The 25,685-nt window shown below is 69.3% G+C and carries 21 protein-coding genes; 10 read left to right on the top strand and 11 right to left on the bottom strand.

Annotated features, from left to right (window positions below; all coding sequences use genetic code 11):
- Positions 1-85 precede the first annotated feature (85 nt).
- The gene (locus HDA45_RS31075) at positions 86-1,027 is read left to right on the top strand and encodes an alpha/beta hydrolase-fold protein (protein WP_184901312.1); all 942 of its coding nucleotides are present in this window, start codon (positions 86-88) and stop codon (positions 1,025-1,027) included.
- 166 nt (positions 1,028-1,193) lie between these two features.
- Here HDA45_RS31075 and HDA45_RS31070 read toward each other — a convergent pair whose 3' ends face one another.
- The 6 genes from HDA45_RS31070 to tig form a co-directional block, all read right to left on the bottom strand.
- Positions 1,194-2,114, bottom strand: a complete 921-nt coding sequence (locus HDA45_RS31070) for an anti-sigma factor RsbA family regulatory protein (RefSeq protein ID WP_343072198.1) — start codon at positions 2,112-2,114, stop codon at positions 1,194-1,196.
- A gap of 76 nt (positions 2,115-2,190) precedes the next feature.
- Positions 2,191-2,571 carry a hypothetical protein gene (locus HDA45_RS31065; protein WP_343072197.1) on the bottom strand — a complete coding sequence of 127 codons (381 nt, stop codon included), beginning with the start codon at positions 2,569-2,571 and terminating at the stop codon, positions 2,191-2,193.
- 104 nt (positions 2,572-2,675) lie between these two features.
- Positions 2,676-3,971 carry an ATP-dependent Clp protease ATP-binding subunit ClpX gene (clpX, locus tag HDA45_RS31060; protein WP_184901310.1) on the bottom strand — a complete coding sequence of 432 codons (1,296 nt, stop codon included), beginning with the start codon at positions 3,969-3,971 and terminating at the stop codon, positions 2,676-2,678.
- Between the two features lie 230 nt (positions 3,972-4,201).
- Positions 4,202-4,873, bottom strand: coding sequence for an ATP-dependent Clp protease proteolytic subunit (locus tag HDA45_RS31055; RefSeq protein WP_184901308.1), 672 nt, complete (start codon positions 4,871-4,873; stop codon positions 4,202-4,204).
- Between the two features lie 27 nt (positions 4,874-4,900).
- Positions 4,901-5,503, bottom strand: coding sequence for an ATP-dependent Clp protease proteolytic subunit (locus HDA45_RS31050; protein WP_184901306.1), 603 nt, complete (start codon positions 5,501-5,503; stop codon positions 4,901-4,903).
- Between the two features lie 185 nt (positions 5,504-5,688).
- Positions 5,689-7,059, bottom strand: coding sequence for a trigger factor (gene tig, locus HDA45_RS31045; RefSeq protein WP_184901304.1), 1,371 nt, complete (start codon positions 7,057-7,059; stop codon positions 5,689-5,691).
- A 466-nt stretch (positions 7,060-7,525) separates the two neighbouring features.
- On the opposite strand from tig, the gene HDA45_RS31040 reads away from it, so the two are divergent.
- The 6 genes from HDA45_RS31040 to HDA45_RS31015 all read left to right on the top strand — a co-directional run bounded on the left by HDA45_RS31040 (position 7,526) and on the right by HDA45_RS31015 (position 17,406).
- Positions 7,526-9,538 carry a fatty acid desaturase gene (locus tag HDA45_RS31040; RefSeq protein ID WP_184906230.1) on the top strand — a complete coding sequence of 671 codons (2,013 nt, stop codon included), beginning with the start codon at positions 7,526-7,528 and terminating at the stop codon, positions 9,536-9,538.
- A 226-nt stretch (positions 9,539-9,764) separates the two neighbouring features.
- Complete coding sequence (locus tag HDA45_RS31035) at positions 9,765-11,303, top strand: sensor histidine kinase (RefSeq protein WP_221471284.1); 1,539 nt, start codon at positions 9,765-9,767, stop codon at positions 11,301-11,303.
- A gap of 4 nt (positions 11,304-11,307) precedes the next feature.
- Positions 11,308-13,161, top strand: coding sequence for an ArnT family glycosyltransferase (locus HDA45_RS31030; protein ID WP_184901302.1), 1,854 nt, complete (start codon positions 11,308-11,310; stop codon positions 13,159-13,161).
- A 74-nt stretch (positions 13,162-13,235) separates the two neighbouring features.
- Positions 13,236-14,498, top strand: a complete 1,263-nt coding sequence (locus HDA45_RS31025; RefSeq protein WP_184901300.1) for a bifunctional glycosyltransferase family 2/GtrA family protein — start codon at positions 13,236-13,238, stop codon at positions 14,496-14,498.
- A 4-nt stretch (positions 14,499-14,502) separates the two neighbouring features.
- Complete coding sequence (locus HDA45_RS31020) at positions 14,503-16,386, top strand: ArnT family glycosyltransferase (protein WP_184901298.1); 1,884 nt, start codon at positions 14,503-14,505, stop codon at positions 16,384-16,386.
- Between the two features lie 321 nt (positions 16,387-16,707).
- Positions 16,708-17,406: a PP2C family protein-serine/threonine phosphatase gene (locus HDA45_RS31015; RefSeq protein ID WP_184901296.1), complete on the top strand. Its 699-nt coding sequence runs from the start codon at positions 16,708-16,710 to the stop codon at positions 17,404-17,406.
- A gap of 9 nt (positions 17,407-17,415) precedes the next feature.
- On the opposite strand, the gene HDA45_RS31010 is transcribed toward HDA45_RS31015, so the two are convergent.
- From HDA45_RS31010 to HDA45_RS30995, 4 genes are read right to left on the bottom strand one after another with little or no spacing between them, the layout of a single operon-like run.
- Complete coding sequence (locus HDA45_RS31010; protein WP_184901294.1) at positions 17,416-17,880, bottom strand: DUF2127 domain-containing protein; 465 nt, start codon at positions 17,878-17,880, stop codon at positions 17,416-17,418.
- A gap of 59 nt (positions 17,881-17,939) precedes the next feature.
- A complete protein-coding gene (locus HDA45_RS31005; protein ID WP_184901292.1) occupies positions 17,940-18,344 on the bottom strand; it encodes a hypothetical protein in 405 nt (134 codons plus the stop codon).
- A gap of 40 nt (positions 18,345-18,384) precedes the next feature.
- Positions 18,385-19,842, bottom strand: coding sequence for an amidohydrolase family protein (locus tag HDA45_RS31000; RefSeq protein WP_184901289.1), 1,458 nt, complete (start codon positions 19,840-19,842; stop codon positions 18,385-18,387).
- A 35-nt stretch (positions 19,843-19,877) separates the two neighbouring features.
- Positions 19,878-20,330: a MarR family transcriptional regulator gene (locus HDA45_RS30995; RefSeq protein ID WP_184901287.1), complete on the bottom strand. Its 453-nt coding sequence runs from the start codon at positions 20,328-20,330 to the stop codon at positions 19,878-19,880.
- Between the two features lie 143 nt (positions 20,331-20,473).
- Here HDA45_RS30995 and HDA45_RS30990 point away from each other — a divergent pair, with 143 nt between their 5' ends.
- The 3 genes from HDA45_RS30990 (at position 20,474) to HDA45_RS30980 (ending at position 24,522) form a co-directional block, all read left to right on the top strand.
- The gene (locus HDA45_RS30990; protein ID WP_184901285.1) at positions 20,474-21,655 is read left to right on the top strand and encodes an MFS transporter; all 1,182 of its coding nucleotides are present in this window, start codon (positions 20,474-20,476) and stop codon (positions 21,653-21,655) included.
- 28 nt (positions 21,656-21,683) lie between these two features.
- Positions 21,684-22,517 carry an aldo/keto reductase gene (locus HDA45_RS30985; RefSeq protein ID WP_184901282.1) on the top strand — a complete coding sequence of 278 codons (834 nt, stop codon included), beginning with the start codon at positions 21,684-21,686 and terminating at the stop codon, positions 22,515-22,517.
- Positions 22,518-22,680: 163 nt separating this feature from the next.
- On the top strand, positions 22,681-24,522 hold the full coding sequence (locus HDA45_RS30980; RefSeq protein WP_343072196.1) for a M48 family metalloprotease: 1,842 nt from the start codon (positions 22,681-22,683) through the stop codon (positions 24,520-24,522).
- Between the two features lie 247 nt (positions 24,523-24,769).
- Here HDA45_RS30980 and HDA45_RS30975 read toward each other — a convergent pair whose 3' ends face one another.
- Entirely contained in the window at positions 24,770-25,603 is an 834-nt protein-coding gene (locus tag HDA45_RS30975; RefSeq protein ID WP_184901278.1) for an SAM-dependent methyltransferase, read from the bottom strand.
- Positions 25,604-25,685: the final 82 nt, after the last annotated feature.

The raw sequence follows: 25,685 nt of genomic DNA, 5'->3' as shown, positions 1-25,685 counted from the left end.
CCGGTCACAGGTCGGCGACACGTGCAACCTTCGGGCATCGGCGCACGTCTGATCTGAGAGAAGATCAACGGGGGAACGGGGACGGGTGAACGACGACGACCAGGGGCAGACGACGCTGCCAGGGGTGCATGGCGCCCGCCGCTGGCTGAGCCGTCGTTCCGTGCTGATCGCCGGCGCTTCCGGTCTCGGCGTCGCGGGGCTCGCCGCCGGAACGGCGACCGGAGCCCTTCCGTTCAGCGAAGCGCTCCAGCGGGCACTCGGCGTCGCTTCGCCGACCCCGGCCACCCAGCTCGGCAGCCCGCGCGTGGAACGCGTCTACTCCGAAGCCCGCGGCCGCGAGGTCGACCTCGTCCTGATGCTGCCCACCAAGGCACCGCCCAAGGGCCTGCCGATGTCGCTGATGCTGCACGGCCTCCACGGCACCGCGCGGCACGCGGCCCCCACCGGACTGCTCAAGCAACTCGGCAGCGACGTCGCCCGCAAGGCGGTGCCCCCGTTCGGGTTCGTCGCGGTCGACGGCGGCGACCACTACTGGCACGAAAACAAGCCCGGCGACAACCCGATGGCGATGCTGCTCGAAGAGGTCCCCCGCTGGCTGGCCGCACGCGGTCTCGGCGGCCGGGACGGGCTGCCGTTCGCCGCCACCGGGCTTTCGATGGGCGGCTTCGGCGCGCTGCTCTACACCCGGCGCCGCCTGGAACGCCGTCGCCCGCCGTCCGCGGTCGCGGCGCTCGCGCCCGCGCTGATCACGTCGTGGCCGGAGATGAGCAAACGGCGCGCGTTCCGGGACGCCGCGGACTGGGGCGCGCTGGACCCCTTGCGCCACATCGACGTCACCAAGAGCGTGCCGACCGGGATCTGGTGCGGGACCGAAGACCCGTTCATCGGCGGGGTGCGGAAGTTCATCTCCGAAGCGCGGCCGATGGTCGCGCACACCGCGCGCGGCAAGCACGGCGACGCGTTCAACCGCACGGTCGTGCCAAGCCTGATCGCGTTCCTCGGCAAGCACGTCCCGAAGAACGCCTGAACCCGGTCTCGTGACTGGACGACGCGTCGCGTTCTCTTGAGGTGAGGCAAGCGTGTCGGCTCGCTCGCGGCGTGTCGTCCGTTCAATCACGCGTGTCGTCCACCCAGTCACGTGAAGTACCGAATTCGGCCAGGCAGATGGTCGCGCGCCGTTGCCGGCCACACGCCTAGACCCGGAAGAAGATCCTGGTGACGGTCGAGCCCGGTCTCCGGTACTGCCGGACCAGATCGGCGACCTGGTTCACCAGCACCAGTCCGCGGCCGCCGATCTGCCCCGGTGACGCGGGACGGCGGCCCGCCAGTGGGTCGCTCAGCGTGCCTTCGTCGATGACCTCGCAGAGCACGTAGCCGTCGTCACGCCAGACTCGGACGACACCGTGTCCGGAACCGTGCAGCACGCTGTTGGCGGACAGTTCCGCCACCGCGAGCACGAGATCCTCCACCCGGTCCGGGGCCAGCCCGCTCTCCACGGCCCGGTCCTGCGCGAAATGGCGCACCGCGCCGAGCCTGGAGAGATCGAAGCGGAACGCGTCGGCCGACAACGGCTCCGGCAACGGCAGGTTGTACTTCTCGACGACAGCGTCGGGGGCGTAGTCCTCACTCGGGCGATCGCCTTCGACACCCGAGAAGGTCGGGTGGGTCCGCTCCGCGTCGGCGAGGACGTCGTCCTCGAGCCTGGTCCGGTCGTACGGGCACAGGATGCTGAGGTCGCGGTCACCGAAGGCGAAGTTGATGAGCGCCTCGTGCTGCGCGCACGCCGGGTACTCGATGGCCGACCGCCCCGCCCAGATCGGCTCGCCGATGATCCGGACCGGCCCGGATCGGTTGTCCGCGAACGCGAGGAGCACGCCGGGAAGGATGCGGCCCGGGTTGCGGCCCGCTTCGGTCATGTCGATGAACTCGACTTCGGCGGCCGAATCGCCCAGGGCCTCTTCGATCAGCGTCAGATTTCGGCCCGGTACGGCCACCGCGACGGGTTCGTCGAGCTTCAGGCCCTCCAGGATGTACGGAACCGTACCGTTCAGATACTCGGAGTCACCGGAGTAGAGCAGTCCCACATGCGAGAAGGGCCCTGCGGTGACTGTCACGGACTCGTCTTACCCCGTGGAACCGATTCTGAAACCCTGCTAACGGAGGAAAAGTCGAAATTGGTCTCCGGGCTGATCAGCCGAGCCAGCGTCCCGCCATCGAGATCAACCAGAATCCGGCGAGCGTCGCACCGGTGAACAGTCCGGTCCAGGCGACGAGCGCACGGTTCGCCTCCGCGCTCCGCGCCGTCTTGATCCGGATGAGCGCGTACGCCGAACCGGCGAACAGCGGCAGCGGGATCAACGGCAGGGGCGACAGCCGGACGACGCCCGCCACCAGGCAGGTCGCCACCAGCACGCCGAGCGCGATCGTCAGCGCGCGCGGGATCCACGGATGCCCGCGGTAGGCCCCGATGACGATGCGTTCGGTGAGTTCGACGAGTCCCCTGACCTCGCGCGGACTCGCGGCTGCCAGTTCGGGAGCCTCGTTCTCGTCCTTCGTGGAAGTCAGCGGCACGATCGCATCCTATCTCGGTCTGCGTCACCGGCCGGCGGGACCGGAGAAACCGACGCCCCGGCCGGAAGGGTCCGGCCGGGGCGTCGGTGACGAAAGATCTCCGCTCAGGCGGACTTCTCGCCGCGCTCGCTGCTGCGACGACGTGACGGCTGACGTGCCACGATCGTCGGGTTCACGTTCTCGCGGACCGTCTGCTCGGTGATGACGACCTTCGCGACGTCGTCGCGACTGGGGATGTCGTACATGACCGGCTGCAGGACCTCTTCCATGATCGCGCGCAGGCCACGGGCGCCGGTGCCGCGGAGCACGGCCTGGTCGGCGATCGCCTCGAGCGCGGTCTGGGTGAACTCCAGCTCGACGTTGTCCATCTCGAAGAGCTTCTTGTACTGCTTCACCAGCGCGTTGCGCGGCGTGGTCAGGATGCTGACCAGCGAGTCCTTGTCCAGGTGGGTCACCGTCGCCACGACCGGGAGCCGCCCGATGAACTCCGGGATCAACCCGAACTTGATCAGGTCCTCCGGCATGGTGTCGGAGAAGATGTCGCTCTCGTCGATCTCGGCCTTGGTGCGGATCTCCGCGCCGAAACCGAGGCCGCGCTTGCCGACCCGCTCGTTGATGATCTTCTCCAGTCCGGCGAACGCGCCGGCCACGATGAACAGCACGTTCGTCGTGTCGATCTGGATGAACTCCTGGTGCGGGTGCTTGCGGCCGCCCTGGGGCGGCACCGAAGCGGTGGTGCCCTCGAGGATCTTCAGCAGCGCCTGCTGCACACCCTCGCCGGACACGTCGCGGGTGATCGACGGGTTCTCCGACTTCCGGGCGATCTTGTCGACCTCGTCGATGTAGATGATGCCCGTCTCGGCCCGCTTGACGTCGTAATCCGCCGCCTGGATCAGCTTGAGCAGGATGTTCTCGACGTCCTCGCCCACGTAGCCGGCTTCGGTGAGCGCCGTGGCGTCCGCGATCGCGAACGGGACGTTCAGCATCTTCGCCAGCGTCTGGGCCAGGTAGGTCTTGCCGCAGCCCGTCGGGCCCAGCATCAGGATGTTGGACTTCGCCAGTTCGACGGTTTCGTCCTTGGAATCCTTCGGTCCGGCCTTGTCGTCGGACTGCACACGCTTGTAGTGGTTGTACACCGCCACGGCCAGCGAACGCTTCGCGTCGTCCTGGCCGATGATGTACTGCTCGAGGAACTCGTGGATCTCGGCGGGTTTGGGCAGCTCGTCGAGCTTGACCTCACCGGCCTCCGCCAGTTCTTCCTCGATGATCTCGTTGCAGAGATCGATGCACTCATCGCAGATGTAGACCCCGGGGCCGGCAATGAGCTTCTTCACCTGCTTTTGGCTCTTGCCGCAGAAAGAACATTTCAGCAGGTCGCCGCCGTCACCGATCCGTGCCATGGCCGTTGACCTCGTCCCCTCCGGCGCATTGTCTGCGCCTGCACTGTCGTGCCTGACTGTCGTACCCCGGTCACGGATGACCTCTCGGAGCCTCACACATTGCCACTGACGGTACCCGTCCGATGCCGCCGGCGGGAGAACCAACGTCACATCTGAGCACGCCAGAAGCTGACCTTAGACCAGGGATCCGGTGCGTGTCGTCTCCCGACACGCACCGGATCCCCGCACGATCAGCTGCTCGAAGCCTTGCGGTACTCGAGGACCTCGTCGACGATCCCGTACGCCTTGGCCTCGTCGGCCGTCAGGATCTTGTCGCGCTCGATGTCCTTCTTGACCTCGTCGGCGTCCTTGTTCGTGTGCTTCGCCAGGATGACCTCCATCTGACGGCGCACGCGCTGGATCTCGTTGGCCTGGATCTCCAGGTCCGACACCTGGCCGTAGGTGCCCTCGGTGGCGGGCTGGTGGATCAGCACGCGCGAGTTCGGCAGCGTGAACCGCTTGCCGGGGGTACCGGCCGCCAGCAGCACCGCGGCGGCCGAAGCGGCCTGGCCGATGCACATGGTGACGATGTCGGGGCGGACGTACTGCATCGTGTCGTAGATCGCCATCAGCGCGGTGAACGAGCCACCGGGCGAGTTGATCAGGATCATGATGTCGCGGTCCGGGTCCTCGTGCTCGAGGTGCAGCAGCTGGACCATCACGTCGTTGGCCGACGCGTCGTCGATCTGCACGCCGAGCATGATCTGACGCTCTTCGTAGAGCTTGTTGTACGGGTTCGACTCCTTGATGCCGTAGCTCGTGCGCTCGACATAGGAGGGCAGGACGTACCGCGACTGCGGCAGCTGGAGCCGCGACTGCATCCCCGGCGCCTGCGACCCGATCGGAAGCTGGAAGTCGTTCATTGAAATTCTCCTGTGTGCCGGCGCGGATCAGCTGGTGGGAAGCGGGTTCTCGCGGGTGAGGACCTGATCCACGAAGCCGTAGTCCTTCGCCTCCTGCGCGGTGAACCAGCGGTCACGGTCGCCGTCCTTGACGATCTGCTCGACGCTCTGACCCGTCTGCTCGGCCGTGATCTTGGCCAGCTCCTGCTTCCACTTGCCGAACACCTCGGCCTGGATGGCGATGTCGGAGGCCGTGCCGCCGACACCCGCCGAGGGCTGGTGCATGAGGATGCGCGCGTGCTGCAGCGCGTACCGCTTGCCGGGCGTGCCGGAGGAGAGCAGGAACTGCCCCATCGACGCGGCCAGGCCCATCGCGTAGGTCGCGACGTCCGGGCGGATCAGCTGCATGGTGTCGTAGATCGCGAAACCCGCGGTGACCGAGCCACCGGGCGAGTTGATGTAGAAGCGGATGTCCGACTCGGAGTCGTCTGCGTCGAGCAGCAACAACTGGGCGGTGATCCGGTTCGCGACCTCGTCGTTGACCTCGGAGCCGAGGACGACGATGCGCTCCTGGAGCAACCGCTCGAAGACCGAGTCGGTGAGGTTGAGCCCCGCGGTACCGGTCCGCGCCTCGGGCGTGTGCTGCGTCACGTCATGCCTGCCTTTTCGCCGACGGCGGCCAGCCGTGCCTCGGCCGCCGCTGTATGTCCAGATGCTGTGTCCAAGTGCTGAGGATCTTGCAACCGACCCTAACGAACTTGGGCGGTGCAGAATGCCTGACACCGCCCAAGTTCGCTTACAGCTTTACGGTCCGTTTCGCCCGGACCGGGTATTCCCTACTCGGCCGCAGTCTTCGCGGTTTCCTCGGTGACCTGCGTCTCCTCGGGTGCGGGACCGAACAGCTCCTCGAGGTCGACCGCGGTGCCGGAGGCGTCGGTCACGGTGGTCCTGCGGACCACGGTGGCCAGCGCCTTGCCGCGGCGGACGTCGGCGTAGATCGCGGTCAGCTGACCGGACTGCTGCGCCCGCTGGACGTACTCGTCCGGGCTGACACCGAAGCGCTGGGCCTGGTAGATGATCCGCTCGGTGAGCTCGCCGTCGTTGACCGACGTCTGCTCGGCGTCGGCGATGCTGTCCAGCAGCAGCTGGGTGCGGACCGCCTTCTCCGACTCCTCGCGGACCTCGGTGTCGAACTCTTCGACGGTCTTGCCCTCGGCCTCGAGCGCCTTGGCGAACTGCGCCTCGTCGTGGTCGAACGGGTGGATCGCGTCGTGCTTGCGGTTCTCGATCTCGGCCTCGAGGACCTTCTCCGGGATCGCGACCTCGGTGCGCTCGAGAAGCTCCTCGAGGACCTTGTCACGGGCCTGGACGCCCTGCTGCATCTTCTTGACGCGGCCCAGACGCTCGCGAAGGTCGCCCTTCAGCTCGTCGATCGTGTCGAACTCGCTCGCCAGCTGGGCGAACTCGTCGTCGGCCTCGGGCAGCTCGCGCTGCTTGATGGTCTGCACGGTGACGGTGACGTCGGCGTCCTTGCCCGCGTGCTCGCCGGCGACCAGCTTCGTGGTGAAGGTCTTGGTCTCGCCCGCGTTCGCGCCGATGATCGCCTCGTCGATCCCGTCGACGAGCTGGCCGGAGCCGATCTCGTAGGACAGGCCGGTGGTCGAGGCCTCCTCGACCTCCTGACCGTCGACGGTGGCCGCGAGGTCGATCGAGACGAAGTCGCCGTTCTCGGCCGCGCGCTCGACGCCGGTCAGCGTGCCGAAGCGGGCGCGCAGCTCGTCGAGCTGCTCGTCGATCTCGGCGTCGGTCAGTTCGACGTCGTCGACGCTGACCGTGAAGCCTTCGAGGTCGGGCAGCGAGATCTCCGGGCGGATGTCGACTTCGGCGGTGAACTCCAGGACCTCACGGTCTTCGAGCTTGGTCACCTCGAACTCGGGCTGGCCCAGCGTGCGGACCTCGCCCGCGCGCACGGCTTCCATGTACTTGGCCGGAATGACCTCGTTGACGACCTCGTCGAGCACCGGGGCTCGCCCGATCCGGCTTTCCAGCACGCGAGCCGGCGCCTTGCCCGGGCGGAAGCCGGGGATGCGCACCTGCTGGGCGATCTTGCGGTAGGCGCGGTCGAAGTTCGGCTTGAGCTCGTCGAACGGCACCTCGACATTGATCTTGACTCGCGTCGGGCTGAGCTGCTCGACGGTGCTCTTCAACGTATTCTCCTCGAGCGGTAAACGATGTGATTGAGCATCCGCATGCGGTCGACAGCGGATGTGCCCTGGCCAGCTTGCAGACCGGGCCGTCCGAGTCTAGGCCCCGCGGCTCATCGGTCCGGTCCCGGGGCCATCCCGGCCCCGTCGCACCCGCCCTCCCGGGCCGATCACAGGTTTCGGGAGCCGTCCGGCGAACCGGCCCCTGACCACCCGATCGGACCAGTTTTCGGTTCTTCTCTGTTACGAAGCGGCCCATTCCTGGACACGGATGCGTGCCACGCTTCACCATCGGGCGCCGTGCCGAGGTGTTTCGGCAGGTAGATGAAGTTTACAAACCAGTACTAATTGTCTACGGTGTGACAGCTTTGTCCCGGTAGCCATCGACCGAGGGGACCGATCGATGACCGTCGCCGCCACCCGGTCCGAGGACACGGGGGAACTGGCCGAGAGAACACCGAGACGCGGGGTGCCCAACCCGCGGATCCCGCTGCCCGTCGTCTCGATGCCGACGGTGCTGTTGTTCACCGGCGGGGCCATGGTCTGGACGGGCGCCACCTGGCTGGTGGTCAACGAGGCCGCGCCGCTGTGGGTGACCATCCCGCTGCACGCGCTCGTCACCTTCACGATGTTCACCGTGCTGCACGAGTCGACGCACCACGCGGCCGGACAGCTCACCTGGGTCAACGAACTGCTCGGCAGACTCGCGATGCCGTTCGTGGCGAGCTACGGGGCCTTTTCCCTGGTGCGCTACATCCATCTCGAACACCATCGCAACACCAACGAGGACGCGTACACCGATCCCGACGCCTGGACCGCGCACGGCCCCTGGTGGCAGTTGCCGCTGCGGTGGCTGACGATCGACTTCTGGTACGCCCGCTTCTACGTGGCGCGGCAGCGCACGCGGCCACCGGCGGAACGCGTCGAGACCGCGGCCGTCGTCCTGCTGAGCCTCGCCGCGTTCGCCTGGCTGACCGCGACCGGCCACGGCTGGGAACTGCTGGTGGTCTACCTGATCCCGCAGCGCGTCGGCCTCGCCGTACTGGCCTGGTGGTTCGACTGGCTCCCCCATCACGACCTCGGCGCGCGGCGGCAGAACCGGTTCGGCGCCACCCGCGTCCGCGTCGGGCTCGAATGGCTGATGACGCCGATCATGCTGTGCCAGAACTATCACCTGGTGCACCATCTCCACCCGGCGATCCCGTTCTACCGGTACCTGCGCGCGTGGAAGGACAACCGCGACGCCTACCTCGCCAGGGACGTCCCGATCGCGACCGCTTGGGGCCGCGAACTGACGTCCACGGAGTACCGCGAATGGCGGCAGCTCACCGGCTCGTTCGACGAGGAGCCGCCCGCTCCGCAGCCCCGGCAGCCGAGCCGGTTCCACTCGCTGCGGGTCGCCGAGGTCCGGCCGCTGTGCGAGGGCGCCGTCACCGTGACGTTCGACGTGCCGGAGCGGCTGCGGGAGACCTTCCGGTTCACGCCCGGACAGCATCTCGTCATCCGCGCGGATGTCGACGGTGAAGAGGTGCGGCGCGCTTACTCGATCTGCTCGACACCGGACTCCGGCGTGCTGCGGATCGCGATCAAGCACCAGATCGGCGGCGCGTTCTCGACGTTCGCCACCACCGAACTGGAGGCGGGCGACGAACTGGAAGTGCTCCCCCCTGACGGGATGTTCACGCTAACCCCGGAACAGGGCCGCACCGGCCGGTACGTCGCGCTCGCCGCGGGCAGCGGGATCACGCCGATCCTCTCGATCCTGACCGCGACCCTGCTGGACGAGCCGAACAGCAAGGCGACCCTGCTCTACGTCAACACCTCCGGCGCCACCACGATGTTCGCCGCCGAACTCGGCGTCCTCGCCGCGCGACTGGGCGGACGGCTGCACGTCGTGCACTACCGCACCGACGAACGCGACCCGGATCTGCGCACGCAGCGGATCGGGAAACCGTTCGACACCGTCGGCGAGGCATTGGCGATCTCGCACGAGCGCTACCAGCGCGGCCGCCTCGACGGCACCCGCCTGCGCGCGCTGCTCCAGGCGCGGCTGCATCCGGCGAAGGTGGACGACTGGTTCCTGTGCGGCCCGCGCGAACTGGTCGACATGGCCCGCCGGACGCTGGCGGACAAGGACGTCCCCGAGGAGAACATCCACTTCGAGCTGTTCCAAGGCGCGCTTCCCGTCCGCCCCTCGCGGCGGCCGGGCCCGGTGCTCACGGTGACCGCCGGCGGGAAGACCGCCGAAATCCCCGCGACGGTGGGCGAAACCGTGCTCAGCGCCGCGCTGCGGCACGGTGTGGACGCGCCGTACGCGTGCGTCGGCGGGGCTTGCGGCACATGCCGCGCGACGGTGGTGCGAGGCAGCGCCCGGATGGACGTGCACTACGCGCTCACCGGCGACGAGGTCGCCGCCGGGCGGATCCTGACCTGCCGGGCGGTGGCGACGTCCGCCGAGCTGACCGTGGACTACGACTCCTGAGTCGTCGGTTCCGCGACCCGTGACTCGTGTGATCAGGCCCGTAACTCGCGTGATCAGAGGCGTAACTCGCGTGATCACACGAGATCCGTCTCTGGTCACGCGAGTTCGGTCCTTGATCACGTGAGTCACGCCTTCACTGTGAAGCGCCCGTGCACCACCGGACCGCACAGCGGGCTCACAGGCGGGACACAACACGCGCATACGACCGCGGCGCACGCTCGAAGGCATGGCACCCGGATCGGTCCCGACCACCGGCCCGCGCCGGTGGTCCCGGCCCGGGCGGCTTTCCCTGCGCACCAAGCTGACCGGCTCGATGGTGCTGCTGCTCACCTTCGTCTGCCTGGTGATCGGTGTCGCGAGCGAGATCGCGCTGCGGTCGTTCCTCATCGGCCAGATCGACGGGCAGCTCTCGGCCGCGTCGGCCCGTGCCCACGACTACGCGAACCGGCCGCCGGAGGACTCGCCCGGCCCCGGCCCCAACCCGCTCAACGCGCCGGGCCAAGCGTCGGGGACGTTGAGCGTGCGCTTCTCCGGTGATCGGGTGCTCTACGCGGGAGTCCTGACGGTACAAGGGCTCCCCCAAGGACTTTCGGCCGAACAGGAGTCCGGCCTGTTCGCGATCCCGTCGGGCCGGCCGCCGATGACGATGGCGCTCGGCGGTCTGGGCGACTACCGGGTGCAGGCCGTTTCGATCCCCGGCGGCGTGGTCGTCACAGGGCTCCCTCTCGGGCCGATGCAGGACACCTTGACCACGGTCGGGTGGATCCTGTTCGGGGTCGCGGCGGCGGGTGTCGTCGGCGCCGGGTTCCTCGGGGCGTTCGCGGTCCGGCGCACGTTGCGGCCGCTCGACCGCGTCGCGGCGACGGCGGGCCGGGTGTCGGCGATGCGGCTCGACCGGGGCCAGGTCGCGCTTTCCGTGCGGGTGCCCGAGATCGACACCGATCCGCGGACCGAGGTCGGCCAGGTCGGTTCGGCGCTGAACCTCATGCTCGGGCATATCGCGCAGGCGCTGGAAGCCCGGCACGCCAGCGAGACCCGTGTCCGCCGGTTCGTCGCGGACGCGAGCCACGAACTCCGCACCCCGCTCGCGGCGATCCGGGGGTACGCCGAACTCGCCGGCCGCGGCAGCGCGCTGGTGCCGCCGGAGGTCGCGCGTTCGATGTCCCGGATCCAGTCCGAGGCCGCCCGCATGACGACGCTGGTCGAGGATCTCCTCCTGCTGGCGAGACTCGACGCCGGACGGCCGCTCGAAGCGGGCGTCGCCGACCTCACCCGGCTGACCGCGGACGCGGTCGGCGACGCGCAGGTCGCGGGCCCGGACCACCGCTGGGAACTGCGGCTGCCGGACGGGCCGCTGACCGTCCGCGGCGACGTCCAGCGTCTGCACCAGGTGCTGGCGAACCTGCTGTCCAACGCCCGGACGCACACCCCGCCCGGCACCACCGTGGTCACCGCGCTGGGCCGCTCCCACACCGGGCACGCCGTCCTGACCGTGACGGACGACGGCCCCGGTATCGCACCGGAACTCCTGCCCAGCGTGTTCGAACGCTTCGCCCGCGGCGACTCCTCCCGTTCGCGGACGGCGGGCGGCACCGGGCTCGGGATGGCGATCGCGTCGGCGATCGTGGTGGCCCACCACGGCACGATCGAGGTGCACAGCCGTCCGGGGCACACCGAATTCGCCGTGTATCTGCCGGTGATCGAATCCTCACAGCGGGTGCACAGGTTCGGCACAACCACACCCCAGCTCGGCATCCGACCCTGAGGCCATGACCCTCCTCGCCTCCCGCGACGAAGCCGATCAAGACGCTCCACCCGCCCGAGGCAGGCCCGAAGACCCACGCTGGGTCCGGCCCTCCCTTGCCGCGCTTCTGCTCGCCACCACCGTCCTCTACCTCTGGAACCTCGGCGAATCCGGCTGGGCCAACGCTTTCTACTCGGCGGCGGCGCAGGCCGGATCGCTGAGCTGGAAGGCGTTGTTCTTCGGATCGAGCGACGCCGCGAACGCGATCACGGTCGACAAGACACCGGCCGCGCTGTGGGTGATGAGCCTTTCCGCGCGTCTGTTCGGCGTCAACGCCTGGAGCGTCCTCGTTCCGCAGGCGCTGATGGGCGTCGGCTCGGTGGCCCTGCTGTTCGCGGCGGTGCGGCGGACTTCCGGCCCGGCCGCGGGTCTGCTGGCGGGCGCGGTCCTCGCGCTCACGCCGGCCGCCGCGCTGATGTTCCGGTTCAACAATCCCGACGCGCTGCTCGTCCTGCTCTTGACCGCGGGCGCCTACTGCGTCGTCCGCTCGCTGGAGAAGGCGAGCCCGCGCTGGCTGGCGCTGGCCGGGGTCGCCGTCGGTTTCGGCTTCCTCGCCAAGATGCTGCAGGCGTTCCTGGTGCTGCCCGCGTTCGGGCTCGCGTATCTGATCGCCGCGCCGACGTCGGTGGGCCGCCGCCTGCTGCATCTGTCCGGGGCTCTGGTCGCGACCCTCGTCTCCGCCGGCTGGTACCTCGCCGTCGTCGCGCTGTGGCCCGCCGCCGACCGGCCGTTCATCGGCGGCTCGCAGGAGAACAGTCTGTGGGAACTCGCTTTCGGCTACAACGGTCTCGGCCGGATCACCGGTGACGAGGTCGGCAGTGTCGGCGGGGGTGGCAACGGCGGCTGGGGCGGCACCGGCTGGGACAGGCTGTTCGGCAGCGAGATGGCGGGCGGGATCGCCTGGCTGCTCCCGGCCGCCGTCATCGCGCTGGCCGCCGGACTGTGGTTCACGCGCCACGCCGAGCGCACCGACCGCGGCCGCGCGGCGCTGATCCTGTGGGGCGGCTGGTTCCTGGGCACCGCCGTGGTGTTCAGCTACATGGGCGGCATCATCCACGCGTACTACACGATCGCGCTCGCCCCGGCGATCGGCGCGCTCATCGGAATCGCGGGGACGCGGTTGTGGCGCGCACGGGGGAATCCGGCCGCCGCGGGCACCTCGAGCGCCGGGATCGGCTTGACCGCGCTGACCGCGTATCTCCTGCTGTCACGCCAATCCGACTGGCTTCCCGGCTTGGCGATCGCGATCCTCGTTGCCGGTCTCTTGTTCGCGTTCCTGGCCTTCTTCGCGGCAAGTTTGCCCGGCGCGGCACGACGTCTGGTCGCCGTGGGCGCCCTGATCACCGTTCTCGCGGGCACCGGCGCGTACACGGTCGCGACGGCCGCGACCCCTCATTCCGGCGCACTCCCTTCCGCCGGGCCGGAAACGGGGCGGGGTATGAGAATGGGCGGCCCCGGCGGCGGGCTGCTCGGGACGAGCCTGCCCGGCGAGAGCCTCGCCGCCCTCCTGCGGCAGGACAGCGCGGACTACACCTGGACGGCCGCGACGGTGGGCTCCAACAACGCGGCGGGCTACCAGCTCGGCGGCGGTGCGCCGGTGATGGCCGTCGGCGGATTCAACGGCACGGATCCTTCTCCCACCTTGGAACAGTTCCAGGAGTATGTCCGAAGTGGACAGATCCACTACTTCCTCGGCGAGGGCATGATGATGCGTGGGGAGACCGGCAGCGACGCGGCCGAACGGATCGCCCAATGGGTCCAGGCCACCTACACACCGACCACCGTGGACGGCGTCACCGTCTACGACCTGAGCCGGTGAACCCCGTGACGGGACACAGCGAGGACACAGGCGGGACACAAGCCGACCTCAGCGCGATGTCCGAGATTGACGTTATGACAGCCGCGATCATCTCCGGCGCCGACACCGGCCGCCGCCACGCCATCGCCCCGACCGGATCCCCCGTCCTCGACGTCGTCATCCCGGTGTACAACGAGGAAACCGACCTCGAGCCGTGCATCCGGCGTCTGCACGCGTATCTCGTCGAGCAGTTCCCGTATTCGTTCCGGATCACCGTCGCGGACAACGCCAGCACGGACGACACCCTGCACGTGGCCGAACGGTTGAGCCGCGAGTTCGACGACGTCGAAGTCCGCCACCTGGAAGAGAAAGGCCGCGGCCGTGCCTTGCGCGCCGTTTGGTCCACTTCGGACTCCCCCGTGCTCGCTTACATGGACGTCGACCTCTCGACCGATCTGGCCGCGCTCGGCCCCCTCATCGCACCGCTGCTGTCCGGGCACTCCGATCTCGCCATCGGGAGCAGGCTCGCCCGCGGCGCACGGGTGGTGCGCGGGCCGAAGCGGGAGTTCATTTCCCGCTGCTACAACCTGATCCTGCGCGGCACGCTGGCCGCGAAGTTCAGCGACGCGCAGTGCGGTTTCAAGGCGATCCGCGCCGACGTCGCCGAGCGGCTGCTCCCCCACATCCAGGACACGGGCTGGTTCTTCGACACCGAATTGCTCGTACTGGCACAGAAAGCGGGACTGCGGATCCACGAGGTCCCGGTCGACTGGATCGACGACCCGGACTCGTCGGTGAACATCGTCGCCACCGCGACCGCCGACCTCAAGGGCATCGCGCGGCTGACCAAAGCGACGCTGACCGGGCAGATCCCGATCAGCGGCCTGCGCGAACAACTCGGCCGCGCGCCGATCCAGGTACAGGCGCCGGGAGTGGCGCCGAGCCTCGTGCGGCAGCTGGTGCGGTTCGCCGCCATCGGTGTCGCGAGCACCGTCGCGTACCTCGTGCTCTTCCTGCTGTTGCGGACGTTCACCGGCGCGCAGGCGGCGAACCTGGTCGCGCTGCTGGTGACGGCGATCGGCAACACCGCGCTCAACCGGCGCCTGACCTTCGGCATCCGCGGCCGGGGAGGCGCCGGGCTGCACCAGTTCCAGGGTCTCGTCGTGTTCGGCCTCGGGCTCGGGCTCACCAGCGGCGCGCTGGCGCTGCTGCACACGATGACGGCGCCGGGACTGCCCCTCGAGATCACCGCGCTCGTGCTCGCGAACCTCGCGGCCACCGTGCTGCGTTTCCTGTTGCTGCGCGGCTGGGTCTTCCGCTCGTCCCGCCGACGGCCCGCCACCGAGATGGAGAGCTGACCTCATGACCACCGCACTCGCTTCCCGGGTGGAACCCGGCCCCGTCGAGGAAAACGTCGTCGAACCACAGGCCCGCTGGGTCCGCCCCTCGGTCTTCGGCCTGCTCGCCGCCACCGCGGTGCTGTACTTCTGGAACCTGACGGCCTCCGGTTACGGCAACTCGTTCTACGCGGCGGCGGTGCAGTCCGGCACGCAGGACTGGAAGGCGTGGCTGTTCGGCTCGCTCGACGCCGGGAACGTGCTGACCGTCGACAAACCCCCGGCCGCGCTCTGGGTCACGACGGCGTTCGCGCGGCTCTTCGGTTTCTCGAGTTTCACCGTGCTGGCACCGCAAGCGCTGATGGGGGTCGCCTCGGTCGGCCTGCTGTACCTGACGGTGAAGCGGACCTCCGGACCGGCCGCCGGTCTGTTCGCGGGGGCGGCGCTCGCCGTCACCCCGGTCGCCGCGCTCATGTTCAAGTTCAACAACCCCGACGCGCTGCTGACCCTCCTGCTGATCGCCGGCGCGTACTGCACGGTCCGCGCGATCGAGAAGGCCGGCCCACGCTGGCTGGCCTTCGCCGGTGTCGCCATCGGATTCGGCTTCCTGACCAAGATGATGCAGGCGTTCCTGGTGCTGCCCGCTTTCGGACTCGCCTATCTGGTCGCCGCTCCGACCTCGCTGGGCAAACGGTTGCTTCATCTGCTCGGAGCCTTGGTCGCGATGATCGTCTCAGCGGGTTGGTTCATCGCGCTGGTCGACCTGTGGCCGACCGGTTCACGGCCCTACATCGGCGGTTCGACCGACGACAGCCTGCTCGAACTGGCGCTGGGCTACAACGGTCTCGGCCGGATCTTCGGCCGTGGTGGCGGCGGGATGACGGTGGGCACCACGGGTGGCGGCGGAGAAATGGTGGCTACCACTGGCGGGGGGATGGGCGGCGGGAACGTCGGCTTCGGCGGTGAGAGCGGCCTGACGCGGATGTTCGGTGCCAGCTTCGGCGGCGAGGTGTCTTGGCTGCTGCCCGCCGCGCTGATCGGCCTGGTGGCGGGGCTGTGGTTCACCAGGCGGGCCGCCGGAACCGACCGGACGCGGGCCGCGCTGATCGTCTGGGGCGGCTGGATGCTCGTCACCTCGCTGGTGTTCAGCTACATGAGCGGCATCGTGCACCCGTACTACGCCGTCGCGCTGGCGCCGTCGATCGCCGCGGTGGTGGCGATCTCCGGAACCTCGCTATGGCGCGGCCGGGCACATCTCGCGCCGAGGGTGTTCCTGTCGCTGATGATCGCGGCGAGCGCTGTCTGGGCGTACATCCTGCTCGACCGCGATTCCGGCTGGCTGCCCGCGCTGCGCTGGATCATCGTCGGGCTCGGCCTGGTGACCGCGACCGTCGTCCTGGTGGGTGTCCCGCCGATGCGCAAACTCGTCGCCGTGGTCGCGACCGTCGCCGTGCTGACCGTCGGCCTCGGCACCACCGCGTACGGCGTCGAAACCGCTTCGCAAGCGCATTCCGGTTCGATCCCGACCTCCGGCCCGGCCTCGAGTGGCGAGCCGCGGGGCATGGGCGGGATGGGCATGGAGGAGGGCTCGTCGGCGGAACTCGGGACGGTGCTCGCGGCGACCACGACGAAGTGGGCGGCGGCGACGTCGAGTTCGCAGTCGGCGGCGAACCTGGAACTCGCGAGCGGGAAGTCGGTGATCGGCATCGGCGGCTGGAGCGGCTCGGATCCGGCGCCGACGCTGGCGGAATTCCAGCAGTACGTGGCGAACGGCGACATCACCTACTACGTCGAAGGCGGCCGCGGCGGTGGCCCCGGCGGCGGCTCGAACGAGATCTCCGAATGGGTCGCGGCGAATTTCACCGCCACCACGGTGGGCGAACAGACCGTCTACAACCTGCTCTCCTGATCGCGTGTGCGGTCCCTGATCACGCGAGATCCGGGCCTGGTCACGCGAGTGCGGTGCCGCGCCACTCACGACCCACCCAACCCACGGGCAGGTGTGCCGGGCTCGCGATCAGGGCGAAGGCGGGACTCGCGTGATCAGGCACCGCACTCGCGTGATCAGGCACCGCACTCGCGTGATCAAAGACGGAACTCGCGTGATCAGGGACGGAACTCACGTGACCGCGGTGCTCGCTCACATCCACCCGACAGCCACCCCTCAGGCCGCACTCAGCAAACAGGCGGATGCTGGAAGCAGGGATCACCCAGGGGTGAGGAGAAGACCATGAGGGAACTTCCACACTGGCACACGGCGAGCGCGCAGGGGCCGCGCGAGCACAACGCGGACGCTGTCGGAGCGTACGCGGCCGCGGGCGGGGCGGGGATCGTGTTCGCGCTGGCCGACGGAGTCGGAGATCACCCGAACGCGGGATACGCGGCGCGGACGGCGGCTTCGGCGGCGGCCCGGTCGCCGGTCGGGCGAGGCGCTGTCGAGGCTGTTCTCGCTGCTCAGCGCGCTGTGCTCGAGCTCGGCGGGACCGGTGACTGCGTCCTCGTCGTGGCCGTCCAGAACGACGAGGGGTATGGCATCGCGTGGGTCGGGGACGCGCGGGCGTACGCTTGGGACGGTTACACCGTGCGGCAGGTGACGAAGGACCATACGCTCGCGCAGTACTTCCGCGACCACGAACAGCCCGTGACACCGCGGATGGAACACGTCGTCACCACCAGCGTCCGCACGGCCGGTGCTCACGAGATCGGCACGGCCACCGTCTCCACCGGTGGGCTTCTGCTCACCAGCGACGGTGTGCACAAGACGCTCAGCGGTCCGACCATGCTCGACATCCTCGGGATGCCGGGCAGGGCGGCCACGGAGCTGGTGCGGACGGCGATCTCGCTCGGTGGCTCCGACAACGCCACCGCGATCGTGGTGGATCCGCCCGGCGCGGATCTCGTCACGGAGAAATTTCGCGTCGCGGCCTGAACCGGGCGGTCAGGCCGCGACGCGATCCCGTTTGAGCTGCCGGTATTCGCGCAGCACCAGCACGACGATCACGACGTCGAGGGCGGCGAAGAACGGCAGCGCGAGCGAGTGCGTGTGGATCGCCCGGAAGATCTCGTAGACCACGAACGCCGAAAGCACCACCGCGGCCACGGGATAGGCGCGCATCACCTTCCGCGCCAGCGCCCAGACCAGGCCGAGTTTGATGAGGCCGTGCGCGACGAGGTACACGACGGCGAACGTCCGGCCCTCGACGAAGTGACCGGCGGCGAGTTCGAGATGCCGGGCCAGCGTCCCTTCCGGATCGCCGAGCAGATCGCGGGTGACCACGGCGTGCGCGAAACCGGTGATGGCCGAAGCGGGGACGACCATCAGGACCAGTCCGCCGATCAGCTGCAAAGCGCCGTCGAGCCCCTTCAAGGCGATGGCGATCCGGAACAGCTTCTCGGTGCTCATGGGCGCTCCCTCCGCGATCACCTCACCCTGCCGCACCCCACCTCGGCCCGCAGCCGCCGTCACCGGAACAGGCGGTCTTGGCAGTCGCGGCACCGCTCGTGCCGCGCAGTCCTCCCGGCGGGGTCCCTGCCGTAGAACGGAAAGCACGGTGCGCCGCAAAGAGCGAGGTAGATACGCCCGCACCGCAGCGGCCGCGCGCCGACGTTGTGGGCCACGACCAGCGCCCGGTGACGCGCGCCCGCTTCGGGCAGCCAGCCGTCGTCAGGCAGCTTCGCGAGCACGTCGGCGTTGACGTCGTCCGAACGGCGGAGCAGCGCCGCGCCGAGTTCGCAGAGCCGCTCCCCGAGGTCACGGAGAAGATCCGCGCGGGGAGTGTCGTCCTCGACCATCCGGGTGATGCAGGAGAGATCGGTGCCGAGTGAACCGTGCAGGTCGCGGATCCGGTCGAGCAGGCGGTGGTCCATGCCCTCCCATTAGGGCGTTGCGACCGGGCAAGGGAAGGGGTCAGGACGAGAAGGTGACCCTGCCGTCCATCACGGTGGCGGTGACGGGGGTGTCGCGCAGTCCCGCCGGGGACAGCCGCGACGGATCCACCGCGGTGACGACCAGATCCGCGACGTCCCCGACCGCCACCCCGGTCCGGCCGCCGGACGCCGCCGCGAGCGCGGCCTCCAGCGGCATGGCCTGCTCGGGATGCCACGGCGGGCGGTGGTCGTCGGTGCGGCTGACCGCCGACGCGATCGCGTCCCACGGATCCAGCGGCGCGACCGGCGCGTCCGAGCCGAACTCCAGGGTCACCCCGGAGCGATACAAGGCGCCGTAAGGGAAAGCCCGATCTGTCCAGCCATGCCAGTGCCGGTCGGCGACGTCGCGGTCGTCCGGCTGGTGGGCGGGCTGCACACTCGCCACGACCCCCAGTTCGGCGAACCGCGCGACGTCCTCGGCACGCAGCAGTTGCGCGTGCTCGATGCGGCCCGCGCATCCGACGTTCGCGAAGGCGTCGAGGGCGATCTTGTTGGCGTGGTCGCCAATGGCGTGCACGGCGGGTGAGAGCCCGTTCTCGGAAGCCTTGCGCATCAACGGTTCCAGCTCCCCGGGCGGCAGTTCGAGCAGCCCGTGGGACTCCGTCCCGGCGTAATGCCCGACGCAGTACGCGGTGCGCGTGTTCAGGGAACCGTCGACGAACAGCTTGAACGGGCCGACCGTGAGCAGTCCGCCGGTGTCTTCGAGGACGTCGCCGGTGCGGTGGCCGCGTTCGACGGCGGTCTCGAGCAGGTACCTCGCGATCACGCAGGAAACCCTGACCGGCAAGGGTTTCCGTGCCAGCCGCCGCCGCCAGGCGGTGACCGTGTCGGTGTACTCGTAGTCGACGATCTTGGTGACGCCGCGGGCGGCCGCCGCGTCGAGCGCGTCGGCGACCCAGCCGTCGATGACGTCTTCGGGGGCGACAGGGAGTTCGGCCGTCGCGCTCATGCAGTCGTTCTCCAGCAGCACGCCGGTCGGATGCTCGCGGCCGATGAGCTTCAGGGCGGCGGGGCTGAGCCACAAGGTGTGGAGGTCTGCGCTGAACAAGGCGACCGGATGCCCGGGCAGCGCCTTCTGCAACAGGTCCTTGTGCGGGGCGTCTGGCCAGAGACCGTCGCGGAAGCCGGCGCCGAGCACGAGGTCGCCGGGAGGCACCGGGTTCGCCAGCAGATGAGCGAGGACGAGATCGACCGTATGGGCGGCGGAGGTCGCCTCCCCCAACGGGATCCGGCGGCGCGCGGCCGACCACTGCGCGGTGTGCGCGTGCGCGTCGACGAGCCCGGGCAGGAGCGTTCCGCCGTGCCCGTCCAGGGTTTCCGACGCTTCACCCGCCTGCCCCGGACCTTCGATGGCCGCGATCCGGCCGCCTTGGATCAACACGTCCGACAGGGAGCCCGCCAAGCCGACCCGGACCCGGCGCAACAGAAGATCGTCCACGCCCTCACTTTGCCAGCCCGGCCGCGTTTAGTCCTCTAATTGCGGGCGAAGGTGAGCTTTCCGAGAGCGGCGACCAGGGGCGCGAGTTCGGGGACCTCTTCGGCGGCGGCCAGCGCGCCGGTGAGGACGCTGTCGTGCGTCGGCCGCGCGGCCGCGAGGAGTTCCTGCCCCGCCGGGGTGACCTCCGTGTAGATGCCCCGCCGGTCGTCCGGGCACAGGTACCGCTGCAGCAGTCCCCGGTCCTCCAGCCGCGAGACCAGCCGCGTCGTCGCCGACTGGCTGAGCACGACGGCGTTGGACAGCTGGTTCATCCGCAGGTGGAAGCCGTCCTGGCGGCCGAGCACGTCCAGCACGGTGTACTCGCTGACGGACAGTTCGTGCTTCTGCGCCAGCGCGCGCTCGAGCGCGTCCTCGATCCGCGCGTGCAGTGCGGCGAGGGTCCGCCAGCCCTGCGCGCGTGCTTCCACGGCGTCGTCGGCCAGTGACACGGTTCACCTCTTCCCCGGTTGCCCGAACTTCGTTGCGTCGTGCATCATCAAGCGTGTGCAATATACGGCGCGTGCAACTATTTCAGACGCCCGTAGTTGCCTACGCCAGCCAACACCACTCTACGGGAAGAAGTGAGGCCTCCATGCCTGCCGCTCTGCTCGCATTGGCGATCAGCGCCTTCGGTATCGGCACCACCGAGTTCGTGATCATGGGCCTGTTGCCCGAGGTCGCGAACGACTTCGGCGTCTCGATCCCCTCCGCGGGACTGTTGATCTCCGGGTACGCCCTCGGCGTGGTAGTCGGCGCTCCGGTGCTGACCGCACTCGCGTCGCGGGTGCCGCGCAAGACGGTCCTGGTCGGCCTGATGGCCCTGTTCATCGCCGGCAACGTCGTCTCCGCGCTGGCCCCCACCTACGGTCTGCTGATGACCGGCCGCGTGATCGCCGCGCTCTCGCACGGCGCGTTCTTCGGCGTCGGCGCGGTCGTCGCGTCCTCGCTGGTCGCGCCCGCGAAACAGGCCAGCGCCATCGCGATGATGTTCACCGGGCTGACCGTCGCCAACGTCCTCGGCGTCCCCGCCGGGACGGCGCTCGGGCAGGCACTCGGCTGGCGCTCGACGTTCTGGGCCGTCAGTGCCCTCGGCGTGATCGGCCTGATCGGGATCGTCGCGCTGGTACCGGTACAGGCGACGACGGGCAGCGCCGGGCTGCGCAGCGAACTCGCCGTCTTCCGGCGTCTCCAGGTCTGGCTCGCGCTGGCGATGACCACCCTCGGGTTCGCCGGGGTGTTCGCGGCCTTCACCTACATCGCCCCGATGATGACGGAGGTCGCCGGGTTCTCGCCCGGCGCGGTGACCTGGCTGCTCGTGCTGTTCGGCGCCGGCCTGTTCGCGGGCAACCTGATCGGCGGCAAGGCGGCCGACCGGTCGCTGATGCCCAGCCTCTACGTCATCCTCGCCACGCTCGCGGCCGTGCTGGTCGTGTTCGTCTTCACCGCGCACGCCCAGCTCCCCGCCGCGATCACCATCGCGGTCTTCGGCGCCGCGGGTTTCGCGACCGTCGCGCCGCTGCAGGCCCGCGTCATGGCCAAGGCCGAAGGCGCTCCCGCGCTGGCGTCGGCCGCCAACATCGCCGCGTTCAACCTCGGCAACGCCGGGGGCGCGTGGCTCGGCGGGCAGGCCATCGACGCCGGTCTCGGCTACACCGCGTCCAACTGGATCGGCGCCGCGCTCGCGCTCGCCGGACTGCTGGTCGCGGTCATCTCAGGCATGCTCGACCACGGGCGACGGAAGGCTCGTCGCGCCGAACTGGCCCCCGCCGCCTGACCCGCAAGTACCCACGAAAGGAACGCAAGTGACCGACATTCCCACCATCGAGCTCAACAACGGGGTGGAGATGCCGCAGCTCGGGTTCGGCGTCTTCCAGGTGCCGGACGAGGAGACCACCGCCGCGGTCAAGGCCGCGCTGGACGCGGGCTACCGCAGCATCGACACCGCCACGATCTACGGCAACGAAGCAGGCGTCGGCAAGGCACTGGCCGAGTCCGGGATCGCCCGCGACGAGCTGTTCATCACCACCAAGCTGTGGAACAGCGAACAGGGCTACGACGCCACGCTGAAGGCGTTCGACGCCAGCCTGGCCAAACTGGGCCTGGAACAGCTGGATCTCTACCTCATCCACTGGCCGACGCCCGAGCGCGACCTCTACAACGACACGTGGAAGGCCTTCGAGAAGCTCTACGCCGACGGCCGGGTGCGCGCGATCGGCGTATCGAACTTCCAGCCCGCCCACCTCGAGCGTCTGCTCGGCGCCGGTTCCGTCGCCCCGGCGGTCAACCAGGTCGAGGTGCACCCGTACCTGCAGCAGGCCGAGGTGCGCGAGTTCGACGCGAAGCACGGCATCGCGACCGAGGCGTGGAGCCCGCTGGCCAAGGGTGGCGACCTGCTCGGCGAGGCCGCGGTGAAGGCGCTCGCGGACAAGCACGGCCGCACCCCGGCGCAGGTCGTCCTGCGCTGGCACCTGCAGCTGGGCAACATCGTGATCCCGAAATCCGTGACGCCGTCGCGGATCAAGGAGAACCTGGACGTCTTCGGGTTCACCCTGTCGGAGGAGGACGTCGCGTCCTTGGCCGGGCTGGACCGGGGTCTGCGGACCGGACCGGATCCCGACACCTTCAACGCTGCGTAAGCGTCTGGTCTCGTGAGCGGTAAGGGCGGTGAGAACCGTCCTTACCGCTCACGAGTCTCTGCGGGGCCGGTTACTATTCGGCCCCACAGACGGCCGTTGTAGGAAAAGAGGTAACCGGACGATGCAGGCCCGAGGACGCGCCGTCCTCGCGACACTTCTGCTCGTGGCGTTCCCAGTGGTGGTCGTCGCGGTGGGTGTCGCCAGTGTGCTGGCGGGCCTGCGGATCCAGGGCAAGATCGGCACCTACGTCATGCTCGCGGGGCTCGCGATCATGATCGCGCTCGGTTTCGGCCTGGTGAGCGCGCTGCGGGCGCGGCGTCCTCCGATCGAGGGACCGCGGCTGGATCGCGACGCCCATCCCGCGTTGTGGGAGATGATCGACGACCTCGCGGCCCAGGTGAAGACGCGGCCGCCGGACGAGATCGTGCTGATCGGCGAGATCAACGCGGCGGTCACCGAGGACGCCCGGTTCCTCGGCCTGCGGCCGGGCCGCCGGACGATGCTGGTCGGGCTGCCGTTGCTGGCCGCGCTGAGCGTGAGCGAGCTGCGCGCGGTGCTCGCGCACGAACTCGGCCACTACAGCGGCGGCCACACCCGTCTGCTCGCGCTGACCTACCGCGGCACCCAGACGCTCGCCTTCACCGTCGACAGGCTGGACGGCGGCCCCGCCAGGGCCTTGCTCTCCGCCTACTCGAAGCTGTACCTGCTGGTCGCCCGGTCGGCGAACCGGCGGCAGGAACTCCAGGCCGACGAAGCGTCCGTGCTCGCGGCGGGAAGCCGGACCGCGGCCGCGGCGCTGCGGAAGGTCGCGACGCTGAACCCGCTCTGGAAGGACTACGCCGAGCGCTACATCTCGCTCGGCACGGCGGCGCGGCGCACTCCCGCGGTCCTGCTGGGCTTCCGGTCGTACCTCAACCATCCGGTCCAACGGGAGTGGGTGACCGAGTACGCCGAAGACATCCTCGACGGCGAGGAGCTGTCGAAGTTCGACAGCCATCCGCCCACGAAACGGCGGATCGCCGCGCTGGCCGGGGTGCCGGACAATCCGGTGAAGCCGGACGCGCGGCCGGGCTGGTCGCTGCTGGGCGCGCCGAAGGTCGACGTCCCCGAAGCGGAACTCGACGTGCTGATCCGCGACGTCGGACCGCGGGCGGACTGGGACGAAGTCGTCAAACGCGCGGGCCGGGCGTCGGTCGCCGAGGGCGCGAAGCTGCTGACCTCCGCCGGGATCGAGAGCAGGCTGGCGCCGCGCGGCACGATCGGCGAGGTCGTGCGGGTCCTGCGCGACGGCGACGCCGACGCGCTCGCCAAACCCCTGCGGGCCCCGTCCCGCGAAGAGGGCCGCGAACTGCTGACGGAACTGTTCGCCGACACCGTCACCGCCGCGATGATCGACAACGGCGTCGCCGCGCACCGCCTGAACTGGGGCGGCGGCTGGGAACTGTGCCTCGGCGACGGCGAACCGTTCGACGTCGCCGAACTGGTCGGCCCGGCGGTGCGGAGCCCGCGCGCTGTCGACGAACTGGTCCACAACCTGCAGCTGCTCACCGTGCCCGCCACGTACTTCTGCAAACAGGAGCCCGAACGGGAACCGGATCCCGCCGACGCCCGGATGCTCGGGATGTTCACCGCGTTGAAGGCCAAGCGGAAGCTCTACGACCTGGTCGTCTGCGACACCGAAGTGGTGCTGCTGCCGATGGCGCGTTCGGTGCTCGTCCGCCGCGGTGTCGCCGGTCTGATCGGGGCGCGCGGGGTGTCGGACCGCAAGCGGATCCGGAAACTGCGGGAACGCGGCCTCGACGATCTGCGCGCCGAACCCGGCGCGCGGCGGATCCCGTTCACGGACATCGTCGCGGGCGGGTTCCCCCGCCGGAAGCTCACCGCCTACCTGACGATGGAACTGTCCGACGGCGAGACGCTGGAACTGGCGATCACCGGCAACACCGAAGACTTCGGGACCGCCCACGACGACCTGAAGACGTTCTTCAAGTCGCTCAAGGCTTAGGGAAACGAGGCCGGTGATGCAGCTGGGGCCAAGGGTGCGCTCCGCGTCGAGTGAGGGGAACCTTGAGGGACCCTGAGTCCCTCAAGGAGTCCTTCACGGACCTGCGTCTGACCTGCGCGTAGCTGGCGGCTCGATCTGTTCGGGGATCGACGGTGGAGGATTTGGGACGTTCAACGTCCTGAAACCTCTAGCAAACACAAGTCCGCTTAGGAGTCCTTCACGGACCTGCGTCTGACCTGCCAGTCGCTCAAGGCTTGACGCCCACACCACCGAGGCTCAGGTAGTTCAACTGGGTCAGCGGCGCGAGGCGCGGGCCTTCCGGCCACCATTCGTGCAGGTGGACGAGGCCGGGTTCGAGCATCTCCAGCCCGTCGAACAGTGACTCGATCTCCTTGCGGCTGCGATGCGCCGTGGGGTAACCGATACCGGCCATCAGGCCGTCGAGCTTCCGCGCGAACGCGCCGCGCGGCCCTTCGCCGTCGGTGTAGTAGTGCGTGAGCATCAGATACGACCCGGGGGCGAGCGCGTCGACATAGCCGCGGACGATGGCCCGCGCCTTGTCGAGGTCTTCGATGTGGTGCACCACCGCGTTGAGGAGCACCGCGACCGGGCGGTCGAGTTCGAGATGCTCGGCGATCACCGGATCGTTCAGCGTCTGCTCGGGATCGCGCAGGTCCGCGCCGCTGACGTGCACGAGGTGGTCTTCCAGCAACGCCAATCCGTGTGCCTGGACCACCGGGTCGTCGTCGACGTAGATGACCAGCGCGTCGGGGTTGTACCGCTGCGCCGTCTGGTGCGTGTTCTCGACGTAGGGCATGCCGGAGCCCAGATCGAGGAACTGGCCGACCTCGCGGGCGCCGGCGAGGAACCGGACCACCCGGCTCGCCCAGGACCGGAACTCCTTGGCCACCGCGGCGCCGTCAGGGGCGACGGTGAGGAAGGCCTCGACGGCCAGCCTGTCGATCTCGTAATGGTCGTGCCCCCCGAGAAGGGCGTCCTTCATCCGGGCGAGATTGGGCTTGTCGTAGTCGAGGGGTGGCAGCGGGCGCCTCGGCACAGACCGGACCTCGTCCGAAGTCATGGACACGCTCCACCCTTCAGCCGCAAGCGGATCGCGGTGAACACGGTCCACGGCTCCCTCGACATCGACGGACTGTGCACAG

The organism is Amycolatopsis umgeniensis (assembly GCF_014205155.1).
GTDB lineage: Bacteria > Actinomycetota > Actinomycetes > Mycobacteriales > Pseudonocardiaceae > Amycolatopsis > Amycolatopsis umgeniensis.
This window is presented reverse-complemented; position numbering and strand designations above follow the sequence as displayed.